This is a genomic window from Cohnella phaseoli, assembly GCF_003386235.1.
Taxonomy (GTDB): domain Bacteria; phylum Bacillota; class Bacilli; order Paenibacillales; family Paenibacillaceae; genus Cohnella; species Cohnella phaseoli.
Window position 1 is genome coordinate 250,950 of record NZ_QRDZ01000008.1, and the last position, 19,068, is coordinate 270,017.

Annotated in this window: 18 protein-coding genes and 1 rRNA gene; 15 read left to right on the forward strand and 4 right to left on the reverse strand. The window is 51.6% G+C overall.

From position 1 onward, the window contains the following. Positions 1-148: 148 nt before the first annotated feature. Positions 149-571 carry a ribonuclease P protein component gene (gene rnpA, locus DFP98_RS12795; protein WP_116060975.1) on the reverse strand — a complete coding sequence of 141 codons (423 nt, stop codon included), beginning with the start codon at positions 569-571 and terminating at the stop codon, positions 149-151. Positions 572-632: 61 nt separating this feature from the next. Beyond that, the gene (rpmH, locus tag DFP98_RS12800) at positions 633-767 is read right to left on the reverse strand and encodes a 50S ribosomal protein L34 (protein WP_116060976.1); all 135 of its coding nucleotides are present in this window, start codon (positions 765-767) and stop codon (positions 633-635) included. A 189-nt stretch (positions 768-956) separates the two neighbouring features. Here rpmH and DFP98_RS12805 point away from each other — a divergent pair, with 189 nt between their 5' ends. The 10 genes from DFP98_RS12805 to gyrB all read left to right on the forward strand — a co-directional run bounded on the left by DFP98_RS12805 (position 957) and on the right by gyrB (position 11,221). Further along, positions 957-1,655 carry a response regulator transcription factor gene (locus DFP98_RS12805; protein ID WP_116060977.1) on the forward strand — a complete coding sequence of 233 codons (699 nt, stop codon included), beginning with the start codon at positions 957-959 and terminating at the stop codon, positions 1,653-1,655. Next, positions 1,652-3,007, forward strand: coding sequence for a sensor histidine kinase (locus DFP98_RS12810; protein ID WP_116060978.1), 1,356 nt, complete (start codon positions 1,652-1,654; stop codon positions 3,005-3,007). The genes DFP98_RS12805 and DFP98_RS12810 overlap by 4 nt, the downstream gene beginning before the upstream one ends. 100 nt (positions 3,008-3,107) lie before the next feature. Further along, positions 3,108-3,743, forward strand: a complete 636-nt coding sequence (locus tag DFP98_RS12815; protein ID WP_181917653.1) for a PepSY domain-containing protein — start codon at positions 3,108-3,110, stop codon at positions 3,741-3,743. A gap of 113 nt (positions 3,744-3,856) precedes the next feature. After that, positions 3,857-4,495 carry a PepSY domain-containing protein gene (locus tag DFP98_RS12820; protein WP_181917654.1) on the forward strand — a complete coding sequence of 213 codons (639 nt, stop codon included), beginning with the start codon at positions 3,857-3,859 and terminating at the stop codon, positions 4,493-4,495. Positions 4,496-4,988: 493 nt separating this feature from the next. Next, positions 4,989-6,341, forward strand: a complete 1,353-nt coding sequence (gene dnaA / locus DFP98_RS12825; protein WP_116060980.1) for a chromosomal replication initiator protein DnaA — start codon at positions 4,989-4,991, stop codon at positions 6,339-6,341. A gap of 148 nt (positions 6,342-6,489) precedes the next feature. Then, positions 6,490-7,629 (forward strand): DNA polymerase III subunit beta, encoded by a 1,140-nt coding sequence (gene dnaN, locus DFP98_RS12830; protein WP_116060981.1) that lies wholly within the window; start codon positions 6,490-6,492, stop codon positions 7,627-7,629. Positions 7,630-7,639: 10 nt separating this feature from the next. After that, positions 7,640-7,855 carry a S4 domain-containing protein YaaA gene (gene yaaA, locus DFP98_RS12835; RefSeq protein WP_116060982.1) on the forward strand — a complete coding sequence of 72 codons (216 nt, stop codon included), beginning with the start codon at positions 7,640-7,642 and terminating at the stop codon, positions 7,853-7,855. Between the two features lie 42 nt (positions 7,856-7,897). Then, the gene (recF, locus tag DFP98_RS12840) at positions 7,898-9,016 is read left to right on the forward strand and encodes a DNA replication/repair protein RecF (RefSeq protein WP_116060983.1); all 1,119 of its coding nucleotides are present in this window, start codon (positions 7,898-7,900) and stop codon (positions 9,014-9,016) included. A gap of 17 nt (positions 9,017-9,033) precedes the next feature. Further along, on the forward strand, positions 9,034-9,279 hold the full coding sequence (gene remB / locus DFP98_RS12845; RefSeq protein WP_116060984.1) for an extracellular matrix regulator RemB: 246 nt from the start codon (positions 9,034-9,036) through the stop codon (positions 9,277-9,279). Between the two features lie 28 nt (positions 9,280-9,307). Beyond that, a complete protein-coding gene (gene gyrB, locus DFP98_RS12850) occupies positions 9,308-11,221 on the forward strand; it encodes a DNA topoisomerase (ATP-hydrolyzing) subunit B (protein WP_116060985.1) in 1,914 nt (637 codons plus the stop codon). Between the two features lie 49 nt (positions 11,222-11,270). On the opposite strand, the gene DFP98_RS12855 is transcribed toward gyrB, so the two are convergent. Next, a complete protein-coding gene (locus tag DFP98_RS12855) occupies positions 11,271-12,044 on the reverse strand; it encodes a YheC/YheD family protein (protein ID WP_116060986.1) in 774 nt (257 codons plus the stop codon). Positions 12,045-12,183: 139 nt separating this feature from the next. Here DFP98_RS12855 and gyrA point away from each other — a divergent pair, with 139 nt between their 5' ends. The 4 genes from gyrA (at position 12,184) to DFP98_RS12880 (ending at position 17,768) form a co-directional block, all read left to right on the forward strand. Further along, a complete protein-coding gene (gyrA, locus tag DFP98_RS12860) occupies positions 12,184-14,667 on the forward strand; it encodes a DNA gyrase subunit A (protein WP_116060987.1) in 2,484 nt (827 codons plus the stop codon). Positions 14,668-14,717: 50 nt separating this feature from the next. Continuing rightward, positions 14,718-15,794, forward strand: coding sequence for an HD-GYP domain-containing protein (locus DFP98_RS12865; protein ID WP_116060988.1), 1,077 nt, complete (start codon positions 14,718-14,720; stop codon positions 15,792-15,794). Between the two features lie 123 nt (positions 15,795-15,917). Beyond that, on the forward strand, positions 15,918-16,643 hold the full coding sequence (locus tag DFP98_RS12870; protein ID WP_116060989.1) for an MgtC/SapB family protein: 726 nt from the start codon (positions 15,918-15,920) through the stop codon (positions 16,641-16,643). Positions 16,644-17,153: 510 nt separating this feature from the next. Further along, positions 17,154-17,768 (forward strand): TetR/AcrR family transcriptional regulator, encoded by a 615-nt coding sequence (locus tag DFP98_RS12880; protein ID WP_116060991.1) that lies wholly within the window; start codon positions 17,154-17,156, stop codon positions 17,766-17,768. Between the two features lie 72 nt (positions 17,769-17,840). Here DFP98_RS12880 and DFP98_RS12885 read toward each other — a convergent pair whose 3' ends face one another. Further along, a complete protein-coding gene (locus DFP98_RS12885) occupies positions 17,841-18,509 on the reverse strand; it encodes a DNA alkylation repair protein (RefSeq protein WP_116060992.1) in 669 nt (222 codons plus the stop codon). A gap of 461 nt (positions 18,510-18,970) precedes the next feature. Between DFP98_RS12885 and DFP98_RS12890 the strand changes: the two genes are divergently transcribed. Further along, positions 18,971-19,068: ribosomal RNA gene (locus tag DFP98_RS12890) — 16S ribosomal RNA — on the forward strand; the annotation flags it as partial.

Here is a 19,068-nt window from a genome sequence, read left to right on the forward strand (position 1 = left end):
AAAACTCCCCTCTTCATCGCCGGCATGCCGTAAAATGTTCAACCTTGCTGAATCCGATTGCAGCCAGTCCTGGCCGAAACTATTCAGTTCCACTATACCATATTAAAGAAGGCAAAGAAAAGCTGAGGCTTGTCCGCTTCCCCCGCTTTTATTTGCCTGATCTTTCGCTTCTTTTATTTCCGCGACTTCCTTGAGACTGCGGCGGTTTGCCCCCGCCGTTAAACGGCTTGGAGCCCTTCAACAGTCCGGCCTTCCGCAGGACATGGAGAATGCTGCCCTCCATCTCCTTGTAGGCCATCGACAGAGCCGGCTTTCTTACGATTAGGACTAGGTCAATATCCTCCTGAAGCTTGGTCGCGTTCAGACGAACAATTTCCTTAATCATCCTTCTAAGCCGATTGCGGACGACCGCTCCGCCAAGTTTGCTGCTTGCCGATACGCCCAATCTAAAAGCTCCGTTCGGGGCACGCTTGCGCCAGTACACCACAAACTGCGAATTGGCGAACGATTTCCCGTACCGGTAGACCGTATTGAAGTCTTCCCTCTTTCGCAGCCGAAGCTTCCTATGCATATTAATCGCTCCATCTGCTGCCATGTAGAAAAAAAGACCACCTGCAGTGGTCTTTCATTAACTATGCCGTCAATACTTTGCGACCTTTTAAGCGACGAGCTTTCAGAACCTTGCGGCCGTTCTTGGTGCTCATACGGCTGCGGAACCCGTGCACTTTTTTGCGTTTGCTTACATTTGGCTTAAATGTAGGACCCATGGATCAAACCCCCTTACATAAAAACTCACGTCCGTCTATTAAACCACGTTGGGACAAAAATGTCAACGAATCTCCATTTACCTTCTATTGGCTTCTGTTTTAAGGTTAAACACCATCCTCGCCAAGATGCGGTATAACCGCCCCGGATCATGATATGATAATTAAAAGCTTGGCCTGAGGAGGCCCCTTATGGAAACCAAAATCTTAGTCGTGGAAGACGAGGAAAAAATATCGAGGCTGCTCGAAATCGAGCTCGAAATCGAAGGCTACCGAGTATCCAGATACGGCAACGGCATCGATGCGATGGAGGCTTATCGCGGAGGCACGTGGGATCTTATCCTGCTCGACATTATGCTTCCGGGCATGAGCGGCATCGAGCTGCTTCGACGGATCCGCGCGAATGACGCGCAAACTCCGGTCATTCTCCTGACCGCCAAGAGCTCGGTCGAAGACAAAGTGTCCGGACTGGATTACGGCGCGAACGATTATATCACCAAGCCGTTTCAGATCGAGGAACTTCTGGCCCGCATTCGCGCTTCGCTTAGACAACGCCCTTCCCAGACCTACTTAGACTCTGCCGATAGCGACTGGCTGACCGCATCCGATCTTAAGATCAACGAAAAGACGAGGGAAGTTGTTCGCGGGGACGATCCGATCGAGCTGACGCCGCGCGAATTCGATCTGCTTATTTTCCTGCTAAAAAACAAACGCCAAGTGCTTAGCCGCGAACAGATTCTGGAAGCGGTATGGGGCTTCGATTATTACGGGGAAACGAACGTCGTCGACGTCTATATCCGCTATGTACGGAAGAAAATCGATCACGGACGCGATCCGGAATTGATTCGCACCGTGCGAGGCGTAGGCTACTCGCTTAAGGACACGCCATGAAACTGAAAAACAAAATCCATCTCTATTCTTCCCTTCTGTTCGCCGTCCTCCTTATTCTTATGAATGTAGGTATTTATTTTCTATTCGATCGAATGTCGGTGAATAGCGAAATCGGCAAAGCCGAGACGGAAGCGGCGGCTATCGCCGAGGGCATTCGGCAAAATGCGGATAAAATCCCGGTGCGCGAATTGCTGCGGGCCTATGTACCGGCCGACGGCATGCTTAGAATCGTCGCGCAAACAGGCGCAGCAGGCTATCCTCCCGTCACCTCGTCTACCCAATCTGAGCTGAGCAAGCGAGAAGCCTTCTATAGTCCGGTAAAAATCAAACAGGCAATTGAATACACGGGAGAAAAGTACGCCCTGGTCTCGCTGCCGGTCATCTGGAGCGACGGATCGGTCGTTAACGTCCAGCTTGTACGGAGCCTGCGCGAGACAACCGACAACATGAGCGTACTGCGAATCGTGCTGATTGTCGTTACAGCGCTTACCCTCATCCCCGTTGTCGTGTCGGGAAGATTGCTCGGCAATCTGATCACGCAGCCGGTTGTGAATATGACCCGTACCATGAAGGAAATCCGCGAGAGCGGGCGATTCAAACGGCTGAAGCTTAACGTCGACGCCAAAGACGAGCTGGCCGAGATGGGACGGACGTTTAACCGAATGATCGAGCTGCTTGAGAGCAACTTCGAAAAACAGGAGCAATTCGCCTCCAACGCTTCTCACGAGTTGAAAACTCCGCTCACCGTCATCGAAAGCTATGCCAATCTATTGAAGCGCAAAGGTTTGGAGCGTCCCGACTTGTTCGCGGAGTCCGTCGACGCCATCCATTCCGAAGCGATCCGCATGAGGGAAATGACGGAACAGCTGCTCCTGCTGGCCGGAAGCCGGAATCATTGGAATATGAATCCGGAAGCTTTGAATCTTGAGAATCTGGCGACGGAAGCGGCCGATGCTTTCCATAAGGCGTATCGCCGCGACGTCCACGTAGAGGCTGAGACTCCCGCCCACGTTGTATGCGACAAAAGCTTGCTCCGTCAGCTTCTCTTCATCTTCCTCGACAATGCCAGGAAGTATAGCGTGGAACCGATTGTCGTAACGGTGGGTTCAAGCGGCGCATCGGCATGGATCCGCATTGCCGACCGCGGAATTGGCATCCCGAAGGACGACCTCCCGAAAGTATTCGATCGGTTCTACCGCGTCGATCAAGCGCGAAGCCGACAAGCCGGGGGCTTCGGCCTGGGGTTGTCGCTGGTGAAGGAAATCGCCGACGCGATCGGGGCCGATGTTGAACTGGACAGTCTGGAAGGCGTGGGCACAACGGCGACGATTGGTCTCCCTTCCGCTCGATAGCCGACCCGCATTCCCGGCCGCGTACTTCCCTTCCGCTCTCATCGATTTCTCATTTTCATATCGTATGATTCGAAGTAACTATCAGGAGGTGACGTTAATCATGAATAAACGGACACTCCGGCTTGTAAGCTGCGTCTCCGTTCTGGCCGCCGGAATCGTTATCGCCGGCGCGGTCTGGAAGCCATGGAACGGGAAGGCTGAGACGATCTCCCGCGAAGCTGTGCAGGAAACGGTGCTGGCCCGATATCCCGGTAAAATCAAAGATCTCGTTAAAGCCGAAGATCAATACGTCATGCTGCTGGAAACGGATCAAGGCCTATATCAGGTCAAAGCCGACGCCGGCAGCGGCGAAATCGTATATCTGGAGAGAATAGGTTCATCCGAGGGCGGCAATAAACCCTCTCCAACGCCGACTCCCGAGCCGCCTGCCTCTCCATCTCCTTCTCCTTCACCATCCGTCTCTCCGTCGCCTTCGGGTTCTGCCGGCATTGACGACGATAAATCATCCTCATTTATCGGAGCGGCGAAGGCTAAAAAAATCGCCGCCGCGCATGTACGAGGAACGGCCGAGGACGTCGAGCTTAAAGGAAAGGTCGCGGGAAGCGCCTATTATCTCGTCGAAGTCGAGGTTGAAGGCGGACGGGACGCCGACGTGCAGGTGAACGCCGTATCCGGCGCGATCATGTCGGTGATTTGGGACGACGAAGACGACAAGGAAAGCAACGACGATTCGTAGCTCCTATGTCGTCTTTATTTCTTTCTCATCGTTTTCTAATGTTCTTATCCTGCTCCTCTCATCTTCGGGATTTATTCTATAAGTGTTCGACAAACACGGAGAGGAGAATGATCATGACGAAAAACAAAAAAAGAACCCTTCTGCTATCCGCCGCGCTTTTATCGGCGGTCGCGATCGGCGCAGGCGCCGCAACGACAGGGTATGCAGCAAGTGGTGGCGACAAAGGATTAATCGGAGCGAATAAAGCGAAGGAATTGGCGGAGAAAGCAGCTGCCGGCCAAGCCTATCGCGCGGAGCTCGAAAAAGAGCGCGGAATCGTTTATTACGATGTGGACGTTCTGAAGGACCAGCGGGAATACGATGTCCACATCGATGCATACACTGGCAAAACGTTAAAAATAGAAAGAGATGATGACGAGGAGGTCGACGATCGCCGAATCTCCGGCGGCAACGCATCCGCTCCATCTCCCTCCCCATCTCCCTCTTCTTCCGCCCCTTCCGCTGTAAAAACGAAGATTAGCGCCGAGCAAGCTTCCCGAATTGCGACGGACCGCGTCGGCGGTACAGTCGTCCGTTCGAAGCTGGATAAGGATGACGGAGTGCTTCATTACGAAATCGAGCTGAAAACGAGCCGCGGCGAAGCCGAAGTCGAAGTCCATGCCCAGACCGGCAAAATTTTGTCTGTGGATTACGATGATGACGATGATGACGGCTACGACGATTTTGATGACGACGACCGTTACGACGATTAAATAGAAATTTTCCTCCACAAGCCCTTATATAGCAAACGAATAAAGCCCACAGGCTTGCCGTTTTGCTGTACAAGGGCTTTTTTCGCTGTGGATATTCGATTTTCCCCATAAAACTTATTCACATGTGAACAATCGGAAGAGAAAAAACGAACTTTACACATCCTTGTCGGATCGTATCACATTTTATCAACAATATCTTGTGCTGTGCACAGTTTTCATCCACAAGTTATTGAAATTGTGGATAACAGGGGGAAATTCGTTGAATTTAGAGGCTTTGTCTGCTATGATAAGTCATGTCTTTACCCGTGGATTCGTAATTTTTATCCTCGAATTACTAACACCCTGTGTATAACTTTGTGAACAATTCCCCACATTCGTGGATAACCCTCTTAATAATTCAGGGAATAATGTGGATAACTGGCCGAATTGCGTTCGGCTGAACGTTTTCCGCATATTTTTTGTCCTTGTGAGGAGTTAAAGGAGAGAATTTGTCGTGGACAACCCCAACAATGAAATCTGGCAGCAGGTGTTGTCGGTCATCCAGACGAAGCTAAGCAAGCCCAGCTTCGATACTTGGTTTAAGTCGACGAAGGCTGCGTTCATCAGCGAGAACGCCGTACTCGTCACCGCGCCGACTACCTTTGCCGTGGAGTGGTTGGAAACGCGTTATACGAAGCTCGTCTCCTCGACGATCTCCGACTATATCGGCAGAACCGTCGACGTGAAATTTTCCATCGAAGAGGTTCGCCCGCCCGAGCCCGCCGAGCCAGTACCGCAAATCTCGGTTACGCGCGAGGCCGCGCTTGAAGAACCGACTATGCATATGCTCAATCCGAAATATACGTTCGACACGTTCGTCATCGGCGCCGCCAACCGGTTCGCACATGCCGCCTCGCTGGCTGTCGCGGAGCTGCCGGCTAAATCGTACAACCCTTTTTTCATGTACGGAGGCGTCGGACTCGGCAAAACCCATCTCATGCATGCGATCGGCCATTATATATTGGAACATAATCCGCATATGAAGGTTCTGTACTTATCCTCCGAGAAGTTCACGAACGAATTCATCAACGCGATCCGCGACAACCGAGGCGAGAGCTTCCGCAACAAGTACCGCAATATCGACGTGCTGCTCATCGACGATATTCAGTTTCTTGCCGGCAAGGAAGGAACCCAGGAGGAGTTCTTCCATACCTTTAACGCGCTCCATGAGGAACATAAACAGATCGTCATCTCGAGCGACCGCCCGCCCAAGGAGATACCGACACTCGAAGAACGGCTTCGCTCCCGGTTCGAATGGGGTCTGATCACCGATATTCAACCGCCCGATTTGGAGACCCGGATCGCGATTCTCCGCAAGAAAGCGAAGGCGGAAAATCTCGACATCCCTAACGAAGCGATGATGTACATCGCCAACATGATCGACTCCAACATTCGCGAGCTGGAAGGCGCCTTGATCCGCATCGTCGCTTATTCCTCGCTCACGAATCAGGATATCTCCGCCCATCTGGCGGCCGAAGCGCTGAAGGACATTTTGCCGACGGGCCGCACCCGGCTCATTACGATGCAGGACATCCAGCAGCGGGTCGGCGACTACTACGGGCTTAAGCTGGAAGATTTCAAGGCGCGCAAGCGGACCAAAGCCGTCGCTTTCCCGCGTCAGATCGCCATGTATCTTTCTCGCGAGCTTACCGACTATTCTCTTCCGAAGATCGGAGACGCGTTCGGCGGGCGCGATCATACGACTGTCATTCATGCGCACGAGAAGATTTCGCAGCTGCTTAAGATCGATCAGGACTTGTACAAAATTATCAACAGCTTGACCGAAAAAATTAAAAACTTGACCTGAAAATACACCCAACGCCTGTTCACAACACATCCACATGTGGATAGGCGTTGTTTTCGACCTTTTTCCCACTTATCCACATATTCAGTGCCCCTACTACGACTTATTTTTTAAAACATGCTACAATATACAAAACCGATGAGGTGGATCCATGAAATTCACGATATTGCGCAACGAATTGAACGAAGCGATTCAACACGTATCCAAAGCGGTTGCGTCAAGAGCGACAATCCCGATTTTGAGCGGCATTAAGATCGATGCCGATTTTTCCGGTATTACGTTAACCGCAAGCGATACGGATATTTCAATCCAAAGCTTCATTCCGCTTGAGACCGCGGACAAGACGATCGCTACCGTCGTTAAACCGGGAAGCGTCGTATTGACCGCTAAATTTTTCGTGGAAATCGTCAAGAAGCTTCCTCACGAAGAGGTTCATATGGAAGTCGGCGAACGGTTCCAGACGATGATTACGTCCGGAGCGACCGAGATTCAGCTCGTCGGACTCGATCCCGAAGAATTTCCTGTGCTTCCTTCCTTGACGGAGGAGCAAATCGTGTCGATCCCCGGCGATCTGCTGCGGGATATGATTCGTCAGACGGTATTCGCCGTAACCACCAACGAATCCACTCCGATTTTGACGGGAGTCTTGTGGAACCTGCACGACGGCGTGTACAAATTCGTTGCGACCGACCGTCACCGGTTGGCCAGCCGTCAGATTAGCGTCGATGCGGGAGACGTACGTTTTTCCAACATCGTGATTTCCGGTAAAACGCTGAGCGAGCTCTCGAAAATCGTCCCGGACCAGAACGTAATGGTCGATATCGTCGTGGCCGAAAACCAAGTGCTGTTCAAGCTGGGCAACGTTCTTTTCTATTCGAGAATGCTCGACGGAACTTATCCCGATACTTCCAAGATTATTCCGCAAAGCTTCAAAACAGAACTCGTCCTCAATACAAAGCAGCTCAGCGATTCCATCGACCGGGCTTATTTGCTCTCCCGCGAAGAGAAGACGAACATCGTTCGCCTCGTCACGACGGATAACGGCGGAATCGAAATTTCGTCCAGCTCGTCCGAGCTCGGGAAAGTAACGGAACAGCTCAGCGTCAGCGCTATGCGCGGGGAACCGCTGAAAATCGCTTTTAACTCCAAATATATGCTTGACGTTCTGAAGGTCATCGACAGCGAAGAGCTTTTTATCGGCTTTAACGGGTCGATGAGCCCGATCATTATCCGTCCGAACGATCACGAGCTCAGCTTGCATCTCATTCTTCCCTACCGGACGACGAATTGAGGCGAAGCGGATGAAGAGCATCGGAATCTCGACCGAATACATTACGCTCGGGCAATTCCTCAAGCTGGCGGATTGCATCGGAACCGGCGGCGAAGTGAAATTTTTTCTGCAGGAAAAGCGCGTTCTTGTGAACGGGGAGCCTGATAATCGCAGAGGACGCAAGCTGCGAGTCGGGGACACCGTCGAAGTCGAAGGGTTCGGATCGTTCGCGATCGGAACCCGGTGACCCGGCCGGGGCTGTTTATGCCAGTTGGAGAGTGAGTGTCTAATGCAATTAAAAGCGATGGAGCTGCAAGGCTATCGCAATTACGATTCCGTCAAGCTAACGACAGAAGGCGGCGTCAATATTTTCATCGGACCGAACGCCCAGGGAAAGACGAATTTGCTCGAAGCGATCCACGTGCTGTCGCTTACAAAATCCCATCGCACCTCGAAGGATAAAGAGCTGATCGGCTGGAACAGCTCCTCGGCGGTTATTCGGGCTCAGATGAGCCGCAGGGTCGGCGACGTCAGCCTGGAGCTGCAGCTGTCCGCGCAAGGGAAGAAAGCGAAAGTCAACGGGTTGGAGCAACGCAAGCTGAGTACCTTTGTCGGGACGCTTAACGTCGTGCTGTTCGCTCCGGAAGATTTGGATATTGTCAAAGGAGCACCGGGAGTGCGCCGCCGGTTCATGGACATGGAGATCGGCCAGGTGCATCCCGGTTATTTGTACGACATGCAGCAGTATCAGAAAATTCTGCAGCAGCGCAACAACTATCTGAAATCGACCGATATTCGCCGCGCTTCTCCCGAGCTGTTGGAGGTCTGGAACGAACAGCTTGCGCTGACAGGTGTTAAAATGATACAAAAAAGGAAAAACTTTATCTTACAGCTGCAGAAATGGGCGGAAAAGATCCACGCGGGCATTACCGGCGGAACCGAACATCTGACGGTAGACTATAAACCTTCGTTCGGAACTGCCGACAGCTTGGATAGCCAAGATCAATCTTCTTTATTCGGGCAATTTATGATAAAGTTAACACAGAGCAAGGAACAGGAATTCAGGCGAGGCACGACGCTGACCGGTCCTCACCGCGACGATCTGACGTTCGCCATTAACGGCAAGGACGTACAGTCTTTCGGTTCCCAGGGGCAGCAGCGGACGGCGGCGCTGTCGCTTAAGCTGGCCGAATTGGAATTGATGCACGAAGAGATCGGGGAATACCCTCTCTTGCTGCTCGACGACGTGCTTTCCGAGCTGGATCAGACCAGACAGACCCAACTTATCGAGACGTTTCAGAGCCGCGTACAGACCTTCATCACGACAACCGGATTGGAGAGCGTCAACATGAGCCGGTTGAAGGACGCCTCCATTTTTCATGTGAAGGACGGCCAATTGCTGCGTTAGCGCTAAGGAGGAACTTCGTGTACATCCATCTGGGCGGAGAAAAGATAATTCGAACGTCGCAACTCATCGCAATCTTCGATATTTCGATCGAGCAATCCTCGAAGCTGTCGCGGCAGTTCGTTCTGCATGCGCAGAAGAACAAGGAAGTCGAAACGATCGGAGAAGAAGATCCCAAGTCGATCGTCGTCACGGAGCACAAGGTTTATTACTCTCCGATTTCCACGTCCACTTTGAAGAAGAGGACGCGAATTTTGGAAGGGTAGCTGTTACGTAAAGAAGGCGGTGGAAGGTTTGTCCGTTAATCAACAAAATAGTTACGATGAAAGTCAGATTCAGGTGCTTGAAGGACTGGAAGCGGTTCGCAAGCGTCCAGGCATGTACATTGGTTCGACCAGCGGCAAGGGGCTGCACCATCTCGTATGGGAGGTCGTCGATAACAGTATTGACGAAGCGTTGGCCGGCTATTGCACGCGGATCGACGTCATCATACACGATGATAACAGCATCACCGTCATCGACAACGGCCGGGGCATCCCGGTCGGTTTGAATGCGAAGCTGCAGAAGTCTACGCTTGAAGTCGTTATGACCGTTCTGCACGCGGGCGGCAAATTCGGCGGAGAAGGCTATAAAGTATCCGGCGGTCTGCACGGGGTCGGCGTCTCGGTCGTTAACGCGCTGTCCGAGCAGGTTATCGTTACCGTTAAGCGCGACGGGCGTATCCATCAGCAGGAATACCGCCGCGGCGCTCCGCAATACGACCTGAAAGTCATCGGGGAGACGGAAGAGACCGGAACTCAAACGAGGTTCAAGCCGGATCCGGAGATTTTTACCGAGACGACAATTTACGATTACGAGACTCTCGTCGGCCGGATTCGCGAGCTGGCATTCCTCAACAAAGGGATTCAGATTACGCTCACCGACGAGCGCACCGATATGCACGATTCGTTCCACTACGACGGGGGCATCGTGGAGTTCGTCAAATATTTAAACAAAACCCGCGAGCCGCTGCACGAGCAGCCGATTTATGTCGAAGGCGCGAAGGATCATATTCATTGCGAAGTCGCGATGCAGTATAACGACGGCTATTCCGAGAATTTGTATTCATTCGCGAACAATATCAATACGCATGAAGGCGGAACGCACGAGTCTGGCTTCAAGAGCGCTTTGACCCGGATCATTAACGACTATGCGCGGAAAATGGGCTTCGTGAAGGAAAGCGAGTCCAACCTGTCTGGCGACGATGTGCGGGAAGGCTTGACGGCGATTATCTCCGTGAAAATTCCCGAGCCTCAGTTCGAAGGACAGACGAAGACGAAGCTCGGCAACAGCGAGGTTCGCGGCATCGTCGAATCGTTTTTCAGCGAGAAGCTGCTGCAATTTCTGGACGAGAACCCTTCCGTAGCCCGCAAAATTATGGAGAAGGGTTTGCAGGCGGCCAGAGCGCGGGAAGCGGCGCGCAAGGCGCGGGAATTGACGCGGCGCAAGAGCGCGCTTGAAGTCAGCTCGCTGCCGGGCAAGCTGGCGGATTGCTCCTCCAAGGACGCCGCGATCTCCGAGCTGTACATCGTCGAAGGGGACTCCGCGGGCGGATCGGCCAAGCAGGGCCGCGATCGTCATTTCCAGGCGATCCTGCCTCTGCGGGGGAAAATACTGAACGTAGAAAAAGCTCGTCTGGATAAAATTTTGTCCAACCTGGAGATTCGGGCGATGATTACGGCGCTCGGCACCGGGATTAGCGACGACTTCGATATTACGAAAGCTCGTTATCACAAGATCATCATCATGACCGATGCCGACGTCGACGGGGCGCACATTCGGACATTGCTCTTGACGTTCTTCTATCGCTTCATGCGCAAGCTGATCGAGGAAGGATACGTCTACATCGCTCAGCCGCCGCTGTTCAAGATTGAACGGAACAAGACGGTTCGCTATGCGATGAACGAGAAGCAGAGGGACGAAGCGATCGCTGAGTTCGGAGAAGGCGCCAAGCTGAACATTCAGCGGTACAAAGGTTTGGGAGAAATGAATGCGGATCAACTGTGGGAGACGACGATGGACCCGTCCAGCCGGACGATGCTGCAGGTGCGCATCGAAGACGCGATCAAAGCCGACCTCATGTTCGATACGTTGATGGGCGATAACGTCGAGCCTCGACGCGAGTTTATTCAACAGTACGCTCGATACGTTAAAAATTTGGACGTATAAGCGCAAGATCAGACAGGGGGTATCTCTCGAGGGAGATACCCCCTGCGGGTTACGATTTGCGTTTGCGGGGTTTGAAGCGACCGTAGGCGGTGGCATAAGCGTACATTTTGCGGAAGATGGATTTATCGGGAAGCTTCTTGAACAAGAAGGGATCCGGCAGCGTATTGACTTCGAGTATCCAGGTCTTATGCTGCTCGTCGACGGCGATGTCGATGCCGATTTCTTTTAATCTCGGATATTTTCGTTCCAGGGCCTCGGCGACGGAGACTCCGAGCTTGCGCAGCCGAGCTTCGAATGAACGCCGCTGATTGGGTGACAAATGCGCGGACATCAGAGCTGGAACCGACTTCGGAGTGCCCCCGGCATGGTAGTTGGTAACGATTTTGCGAGGATGGGCGACGCGTCCGATCATCCCTGTCGTTTCCCAGGAGGCTTGAGGATTTTTCTGCACCATGACCCGGAGATCGAATCTTCTGCCGTGGTGTTTCAGTAGATGGATGCCTTGTTGGCTTAAATAACTCTTCGGCTTCTTCACCGACAGCAGTTTGCGAAACAGATCGTCGAACGTCGGAAATTCATATTTGGTTTCTCCGGATTGCAGGCGGTACGGGGATGACGAAGCAGGATGCTTCTCGATTCGAATTACGCCTCGTCCGAACGTTCCGTTGATCGGTTTGACATAGATCATTTCATATTTCTCAAGCATTCGTTCCACGGTGAGTCGGTCGAACCCGTCGCTATCGGGAATGTAAACTTTAAGGCTGGGGTCGGCAAGCAGGACTTCAGTTTTGGCCCGTTTGCTGCGTACGCGCTGAATGGACATGCGGGTTCATCCAACCTTTCCCTTCGGCAATATGGTATAATGGAGTCATTGCATATTTACTAATCTATGACGGTATACGCCTTGCGGTGTACAGATTCGCAAGCGCGTTCTGCTTGTATATTCGTTAAGGAGGATCTTCATGTCGGAAGAACAACGCTCCCAGCTTCGCGATCGCGATATCGGGGTCGAGATGCGGGAATCGTTCATGGATTATGCCATGAGCATTATCGTCAGCCGGGCTTTGCCGGACGTTCGCGACGGGTTGAAGCCGGTTCAAAGACGGATTCTGTACGCTATGTCAGAGCTGGGAATGGCGCCGGACAAGCCTTACAAGAAATCGGCCAGAATCGTCGGAGAAGTTATCGGTAAGTACCACCCTCACGGTGATTCCTCGATCTACGAAGCGATGGTTCGCCAAGCGCAGGATTTCTCCCTTCGCTACATGCTGGTCGACGGTCACGGCAACTTCGGTTCGATCGACGGCGACTCCGCGGCCGCGATGCGGTATACCGAAGCTCGGTTATCCAAGATCGCGATGGAGATGCTCCGCGATATCAACAAAGAAACGATCAACTACCAGCCTAACTACGACGGCGAAGAGATAGAGCCTGTTGTACTGCCGGCCAGGTTCCCGAACCTGCTTGTGAACGGCACGACAGGCATCGCTGTCGGTATGGCGACGAATATTCCGCCTCACAACCTCAAGGAAGTGATCGAGGGCACGCAAGCGCTGCTGCGCGATCCGGAGCTGACGCCGTACGATTTGATGGAATACGTCAAAGGTCCGGACTTCCCGACAGCCGGTCTTATTCTTGGCCGCGTCGGAATCCGCCAAGCCTACGCAACGGGACGCGGTTCGGTAACGATGAGAGCTCGTGCGACGATTGAAGAGAATAACGGCAAAGCCCGCATTCTCGTTCACGAGATTCCGTATCAAGTTAACAAGGCGAGACTCGTCGAGAAGATTGCCGAACTGGTGCGCGAGAAGAAGATCGACGGCATTACCGATCTTCGCGACGAATCCGACCGCAACGGCATGCGGATCGTTATCGAGCTGCGCCGCGATGTGACGCCGACGGTCGTGCTCAACAACCTCTACAAGCAGACCCAGATGCAGACGAGCTTCGGCGTAAACATGCTTGCGCTGGTTAACAACGAGCCTAAAGTGCTTAACCTGAAGGACGTGCTTCACAACTATATCCAGCATCAGGTCGAAGTTATTCGCAGACGTACGGAATACGATCTGAAGAAAGCGGAAGCCAGAGCCCACATTCTCGAAGGTCTGCGCATCGCGCTCGATCATCTGGACGAAGTCATCGCGTTGATCCGCGCTTCCCAGACGACGGAGGAAGCCCGCGAAGGCTTGATGACGCGCTTCGGACTGTCGCACGACCAGGCGCAGGCCATTCTCGAAATGCGCTTGCAGCGCCTGACCGGACTGGAACGGGAGAAGATCGAGCAGGAGTATGCCGAGCTGCTTGCGAAGATCGCCGAGTACAAAGCGATTCTCTCCGATCCGCAGCTCGTGAACGATATCATTCACGAAGAGCTTGAGGAGATCAAGCAGAAGTACGGCGACGAGCGCCGTACGGAGATCACGATCAGCGACGAGGAAATTCTCGACGAGGATCTGATTCCACGCGATGACGTCGTCATCACAATGACGCATGCGGGCTATATCAAGCGGCTTCCCGTCTCGACCTACCGCAGCCAGAAGCGGGGCGGAAGAGGCATTATGGGAATGGGGACGAAGGATGAGGATTTCATCGAAAATCTGTTCATCTCCAATACCCATCACTACTTGCTGTTCTTTACGAACAAGGGCCGCGTATTCCGGATGAAGGCTTACGAGATTCCGGATCTCAGCCGAACGGCGAAGGGAACCCCGATCATCAACCTGATCCAGATTGAGCAGGGAGAGACGATCAACGCGGTGATTCCGGTCGAATCGTTCGAGCCGAATCAATTTCTCTTCTTTGCGACCCGGAACGGAATCGTCAAGAAGACGCCTCTCGACGACTACGCGAACATTCGCAAAGTCGGTCTAATCGCGATTTCCTTGCGAGAGGATGATGATCTGATCGGCGTTAAGCTGACGGACGGCTCCCGAGAAATCGTAATGGGAACGAGCCAGGGCATGTCCATTCGTTTCTCCGAGGACGACGTTCGCGCTATGGGGCGTTCGGCAACGGGCGTGAAGGGCATTCAACTGGACGATAACGATAAAGTGATCGACATGGACGTCGTCGAGCCGGAGCAGGACGTGCTGATCGTAACGTCCAAAGGCTACGGCAAACGGACGCCTATGACCGAATATCGCATTCAGACTCGTGGCGGCAAAGGCATCAAAACGTTGAACGTAACGGATAAAAACGGAGAAATCGTCGGCTTGAAGGTCGTTCATGACGAAGAAGATCTGATGATTATGACTTCCTCCGGAACGCTGATCCGTACGAGCATGTCCGGCATCAATACGATGGGCAGAATCACTCAAGGCGTTAAGCTGATCAATATTCGCGACGAAGATTCCGTAGCTACCGTAGCTCGGGCTCCAAGAAGCGAGGACGATGCAGATTCTGAACAGATGGAGCTTGATGGCGAAGGAGCAGGAGAAGACAGCTAACCGGCTGTCTTCTTGTTCTCGCTAGGCAACGGCGGATAAGGAGATGCGGCATGCCGACCATTCCGATTACACAGATACAATTAGGCGATCGTCTGAGCAGCGATGTTCAGACCGCTCTTGGGAGCGTGCTTTTGCAGGAAGGACGCGTATTGTCGGAGAGGGATATGGAAATTCTTCAGGCTTTCCTTATTCCTAGCATAGAGGTTGTTCGCAACGGGCTCGAGGAGTCTGCCGCGGAAGAAAATCCGAACGAAATCGCGGCGACTGCCGAAACCAAGCTGACTATGCTGCAGCAGGAATTTCTGCTGATGGAGAAGCAGTTGCAGCGTACGATTTCCATGGTAAGCTCCGGTCAGAAAATTCCCGTTCTCGATCTGCGCAATGGATTAACCGCCTTGATCGGGCATATGCATGATTACAACGTGTTAACCTTCTCTGTCCCCCTTTCACTTGGGGATCCGAATATCCTCATTCGCAACAGTATCCTGTGCGCGATGACTTCCTACCAGCTCGCCAAGTGGAATAAGTTCCCCGAGAAGGATTGGCTGCCGATTGCCATGGCCGGATTGCTTCACGATATCGGCAACGTTAAGGTGGATCCGGCGATTTTCAACAAGCCGTCCGGGCTGACAGCGGAAGAGATTCAGGAAATGAGACAGCACACCGTATACGGATTTAAGCTGCTTGAAGGGATTGCTTCTTTTAATCAAGGCATATGGCTCGCGGCGCTGCAGCATCATGAACGGATTGACGGCAGCGGCTATCCGCTGAAGGTCAAAGGGGAGAAAATTCACCCTTACGCCAAGATCGTTGCGATTGCCGACATGTACCATGCGATGACGTCCAATCGGAAGTATCGCAAAGCCGAGTCTCCGTATCTCGTTCTTGAAGAGCTTCATGCGGGATCTTTCGGCAAGCTGGATCCGCTGTATGTGCAGACTTTTATCGAGAGGACGACACAGTTCCATAATGGCGTATTCGTTAAGCTTAATGACGGACGCATCGGGGAAATCGTCTTTACGGACAGACAGAATCCGACCCGTCCGATGATCTCGATCAATGGACAGATCGTTAATCTGGGATTGAATCGCCAATGGCATATTGTCGAAGTGTTCTCCACGAAATAATCTATAAGTAAATACATGTTATCGGCTTGAGATGAAGAGACGCCGTATTCGGTTGTATGCTTTCGGGTGAAGGCATAGGACAGAATCGGTGTCTCTATCTTCATATATTGGAGGAGAACGGGGATGGGTCAAGGGGTATGGGCGATCTCCTATTGGGAATTATCGCTGAGAATCGTATTGTCCGTAGCTGCCGGCGGCTTAGTCGGATTGGAGCGGGAGTGGAGCAATCGAGCTGCCGGCTTTCGGACTCATATTCTGGTATGCGTAGGCGCTACGGCGATTATGCTGCTGTCCATTTACGGTTTCTCCCAATTCGCGGATGAGTTGAACGTCAGGATGGATCCTGCGCGGCTTGCCGCACAGGTAATTAGCGGCATCGGGTTTCTCGGAGCGGGCGCGATTATGCGCAACGGATTTACAATCTCGGGGCTGACTACCGCGGCCTCGCTGTGGGTTGTGGCAGCGATCGGGCTATGCGTGGGCGCCGGCTTCTACTTCGTTTCTCTTCTAACGACCTTTTTCGTTCTGTTCTGCTTGTTCCTCCTTAATCGCTGGGAGAAGAAGTTTTTCACCGTAAAGCGTAAAATGAAAATGGAAATGAAGATCGGCTGTCGGGCAGGTCGCGTAAACGAAGTCGTGAAGTTGATCGAAGATAACGGAATCGTCATTGTAGATATGGCGGTGAATAAAGAGGAGCACTTGTTCGGTTCAGATAAAAGAGAGTCCTGCGTCAAAATTCATCTTACCGTCAAAGTATCCAGTGCAAGCATACTCGTACATTTCGTTGATCAATTGGCGGTTCATCCCGACGTTCAATCGTTCCAGCAAAGCGCTCCGAATTCGGGGTAATCCGAGCAGTTGGACGAGAAGCTATCTTTAGTAAAGAGAACAGCCCCATTCAGAAACAGCGAGACGATTTCATCACGTTGGCTTCTGTAGGGGCATCTTTTTAGTCCGGAGGGTATTTGGCAACGCGCCGGCCTCTTCATCCTTTTTCGCCGAGAAGCTTAAAATTTGCCGTACAACAATCGTCTTCCGAGCTCCAGTCGCGCTTCGAGTTCGATTCTGTTTTTGCATTCTTCGCAGCAATGCAATCCTTTGCGGTTTCGTTTCACATGGTCGTAGACTTGAGTCCCCTCGATGGCATAAAACGTGCGTTTGCAACAATAACATGTGGTACGAAACCGAAAAACTCCATCAATTTGCTCCTGCATCGAATCCCCTCCCGTCAACCATAACAGGTTCAATCCTATTGACGTGGTCCTCCCGGCGCGCTATAACTGAATACAAAATGAAATAACACACTGTATTATTTTATTTTAGTACACTGTGCTTTTTAAAACAAGGGAGCGGTTATCATTGCCGAAAATCGTGGACCACGAGCAACAAAGAAAACGGATCGCCGAGTCAGCATGGAGCATTATTGAGGAAAAAGGGATCGAACATGCGTCCATCCGTGCCGTCGCCGCGGCTGCAGGTTTGTCGCCCGGAGCCTTGCGACACTATTTTTCAACGCAGGACGAGCTGTTGTTATTTATCGTGGATTACTATTTGACAAGGGGAGTTGACAAGGCGGCAGAGGGGTTGGTAATAAGCCATATTCCGATAAAGGCTGCGAAGGAAGTTGTGTTACAACTGCTCCCTATGGATGCGGAAAAACGAACGGCTGTCGGCGTCTGGTGGATCTTCGCCATCCGTTCCCTCAGGAGTGAGGCGTTGCAGACTAAAAAAGACGAACTGACGGACGGACTCCATTACCTGACGAAAGCCGTCCTTGAAATTCTAGCTCAGGCGCAGCTTCTGCCCGCTGCGGTGGACATCCAACTCGAAACGCTAAGATTGGCCGCGCTGATCGAAGGCTTGACGATAATGGCAATGCTTCGCCCAGAGCTCTACGCATCGGAGACTATTGAGCAGATCGTCACCCTCCATATCCGAGAGCTATGCTTGCATGGTGCGGCTACGGATGGATGAGCCTATAGAAAATAGCCTCTCTCCGTCACTTATCGTTATATCAAACAAACACTAATGAATTTCTCGGGGTAACTAATTGTTATTTCGTTTGTTCACTTCAATCGCAATGAACTCCGGCAAATAATTGGGAGTACAGCCCTTTGACACCATTTCATCTTTATAAAGCCCCATTTTTTCACCAAGTTGAATACAACGTGCCCGATTCTTTTGATCATAAACGCCAATCCAGCCTGCCGTGAAATTCATAGCCCATTGAACTTCCGGTTCTTCCTGCGTAATCTTAGCTTCAATTGCAGATAGCAAGTCTGCGTTGTTATCAGGCGGTGTTTGTCCAGTCCATCTCAATCGCGCATTATAATACCAGAAGGTACGCCTTTGAAGAGCAGAAGGGCTATTTTCCCATAACTCCATCAAAGCAATTGTCTTCTTGTCTTTGGTGAGCTGATTAGCCATTAACCAATCCATTAAGTTATTTCGCTCATCGAAGGTGTGAATCTGCATATCCGTATCAAGCCTATTTAGCACATCTTCTGAAAGAAGTTTTTTGTCCATAATTAAAATTGCCAATAGTCTGGGCAAAAACTCTTCGGTTGACCAAAGTTCCACAGCTAGTTCGTGATCTGTTTTAATGTCCTTCGCGATTTTTCTTAAGTCGCCTAGCTTAGTTTTACTATTGATCTGTGACAGAATGTTTTCTGCTTTTGAAGAGCGTTTCATTTCGGTGCGTTTATTCTTATTCATCTGACACAACTCCTTTATTAAAAAATATGCCCTCGGCGCGATCTATCAATAACTTAATTTCGCTATAAGCCTTATTGCATACAATTGTACCATTACAAATTTTAAAAGAAGCTCTTCATTTCGCCGTTACCTATGGTGAGGTGCTTCGTATCCCTATTCTACGGCCCTAAAAATGAGCAAAAGTAACTCGTAAAAAGTTTTTTGAAAAAGTGCTTGCATCGTATAATCGTATGTGATACATTATTAAGGTCGCTGTTGACGCGGTGACGAAATAAGAAACACTGAGAAACACCGATTGTTCTTTGAAAACTGAACATTGAGCGTAAGAAACAAAAACGTCGGAAGACGGCTTCGGTCGTCGGAAGGCAAACCAGCAATAAAGTAATGAGCCTCAAAGGCTCTATGCGTTGGAGACTTTCACTCTCGGGACTTCCTCTGGAAGCCCTGCCGTGAAAGCTCCTTTCATGGAGAGTTTGATCCTGGCTCAGGACGAACGCTGGCGGCGTGCCTAATACATGCAAGTCGAGCGGATCTCTGATGGAGCTTGCTCCTGATGAGG

Excerpts from the sequence above, each read along its gene's own strand:
- rnpA (WP_116060975.1), bottom strand. The coding sequence starts at position 571 with ATGCATAGGAAGCTTCGGCTGCGAAAGAGGGAAGACTTCAATACGGTC.
- yaaA (WP_116060982.1), top strand. The coding sequence starts at position 7,640 with ATGAAGAGCATCGGAATCTCGACCGAATACATTACGCTCGGGCAATTC.
- DFP98_RS12820 (WP_181917654.1), top strand. The coding sequence starts at position 3,857 with ATGACGAAAAACAAAAAAAGAACCCTTCTGCTATCCGCCGCGCTTTTA.
- recF (WP_116060983.1), top strand. The coding sequence starts at position 7,898 with ATGCAATTAAAAGCGATGGAGCTGCAAGGCTATCGCAATTACGATTCC.
- DFP98_RS12870 (WP_116060989.1), top strand. The coding sequence starts at position 15,918 with ATGGGTCAAGGGGTATGGGCGATCTCCTATTGGGAATTATCGCTGAGA.
- dnaN (WP_116060981.1), top strand. The coding sequence starts at position 6,490 with ATGAAATTCACGATATTGCGCAACGAATTGAACGAAGCGATTCAACAC.
- DFP98_RS12815 (WP_181917653.1), top strand. The coding sequence starts at position 3,108 with ATGAATAAACGGACACTCCGGCTTGTAAGCTGCGTCTCCGTTCTGGCC.
- rpmH (WP_116060976.1), bottom strand. The coding sequence starts at position 767 with ATGGGTCCTACATTTAAGCCAAATGTAAGCAAACGCAAAAAAGTGCAC.
- DFP98_RS12855 (WP_116060986.1), bottom strand. The coding sequence starts at position 12,044 with ATGTCCATTCAGCGCGTACGCAGCAAACGGGCCAAAACTGAAGTCCTG.
- DFP98_RS12805 (WP_116060977.1), top strand. The coding sequence starts at position 957 with ATGGAAACCAAAATCTTAGTCGTGGAAGACGAGGAAAAAATATCGAGG.
- gyrA (WP_116060987.1), top strand. The coding sequence starts at position 12,184 with ATGTCGGAAGAACAACGCTCCCAGCTTCGCGATCGCGATATCGGGGTC.
- DFP98_RS12885 (WP_116060992.1), bottom strand. The coding sequence starts at position 18,509 with ATGAATAAGAATAAACGCACCGAAATGAAACGCTCTTCAAAAGCAGAA.
- DFP98_RS12865 (WP_116060988.1), top strand. The coding sequence starts at position 14,718 with ATGCCGACCATTCCGATTACACAGATACAATTAGGCGATCGTCTGAGC.
- DFP98_RS12810 (WP_116060978.1), top strand. The coding sequence starts at position 1,652 with ATGAAACTGAAAAACAAAATCCATCTCTATTCTTCCCTTCTGTTCGCC.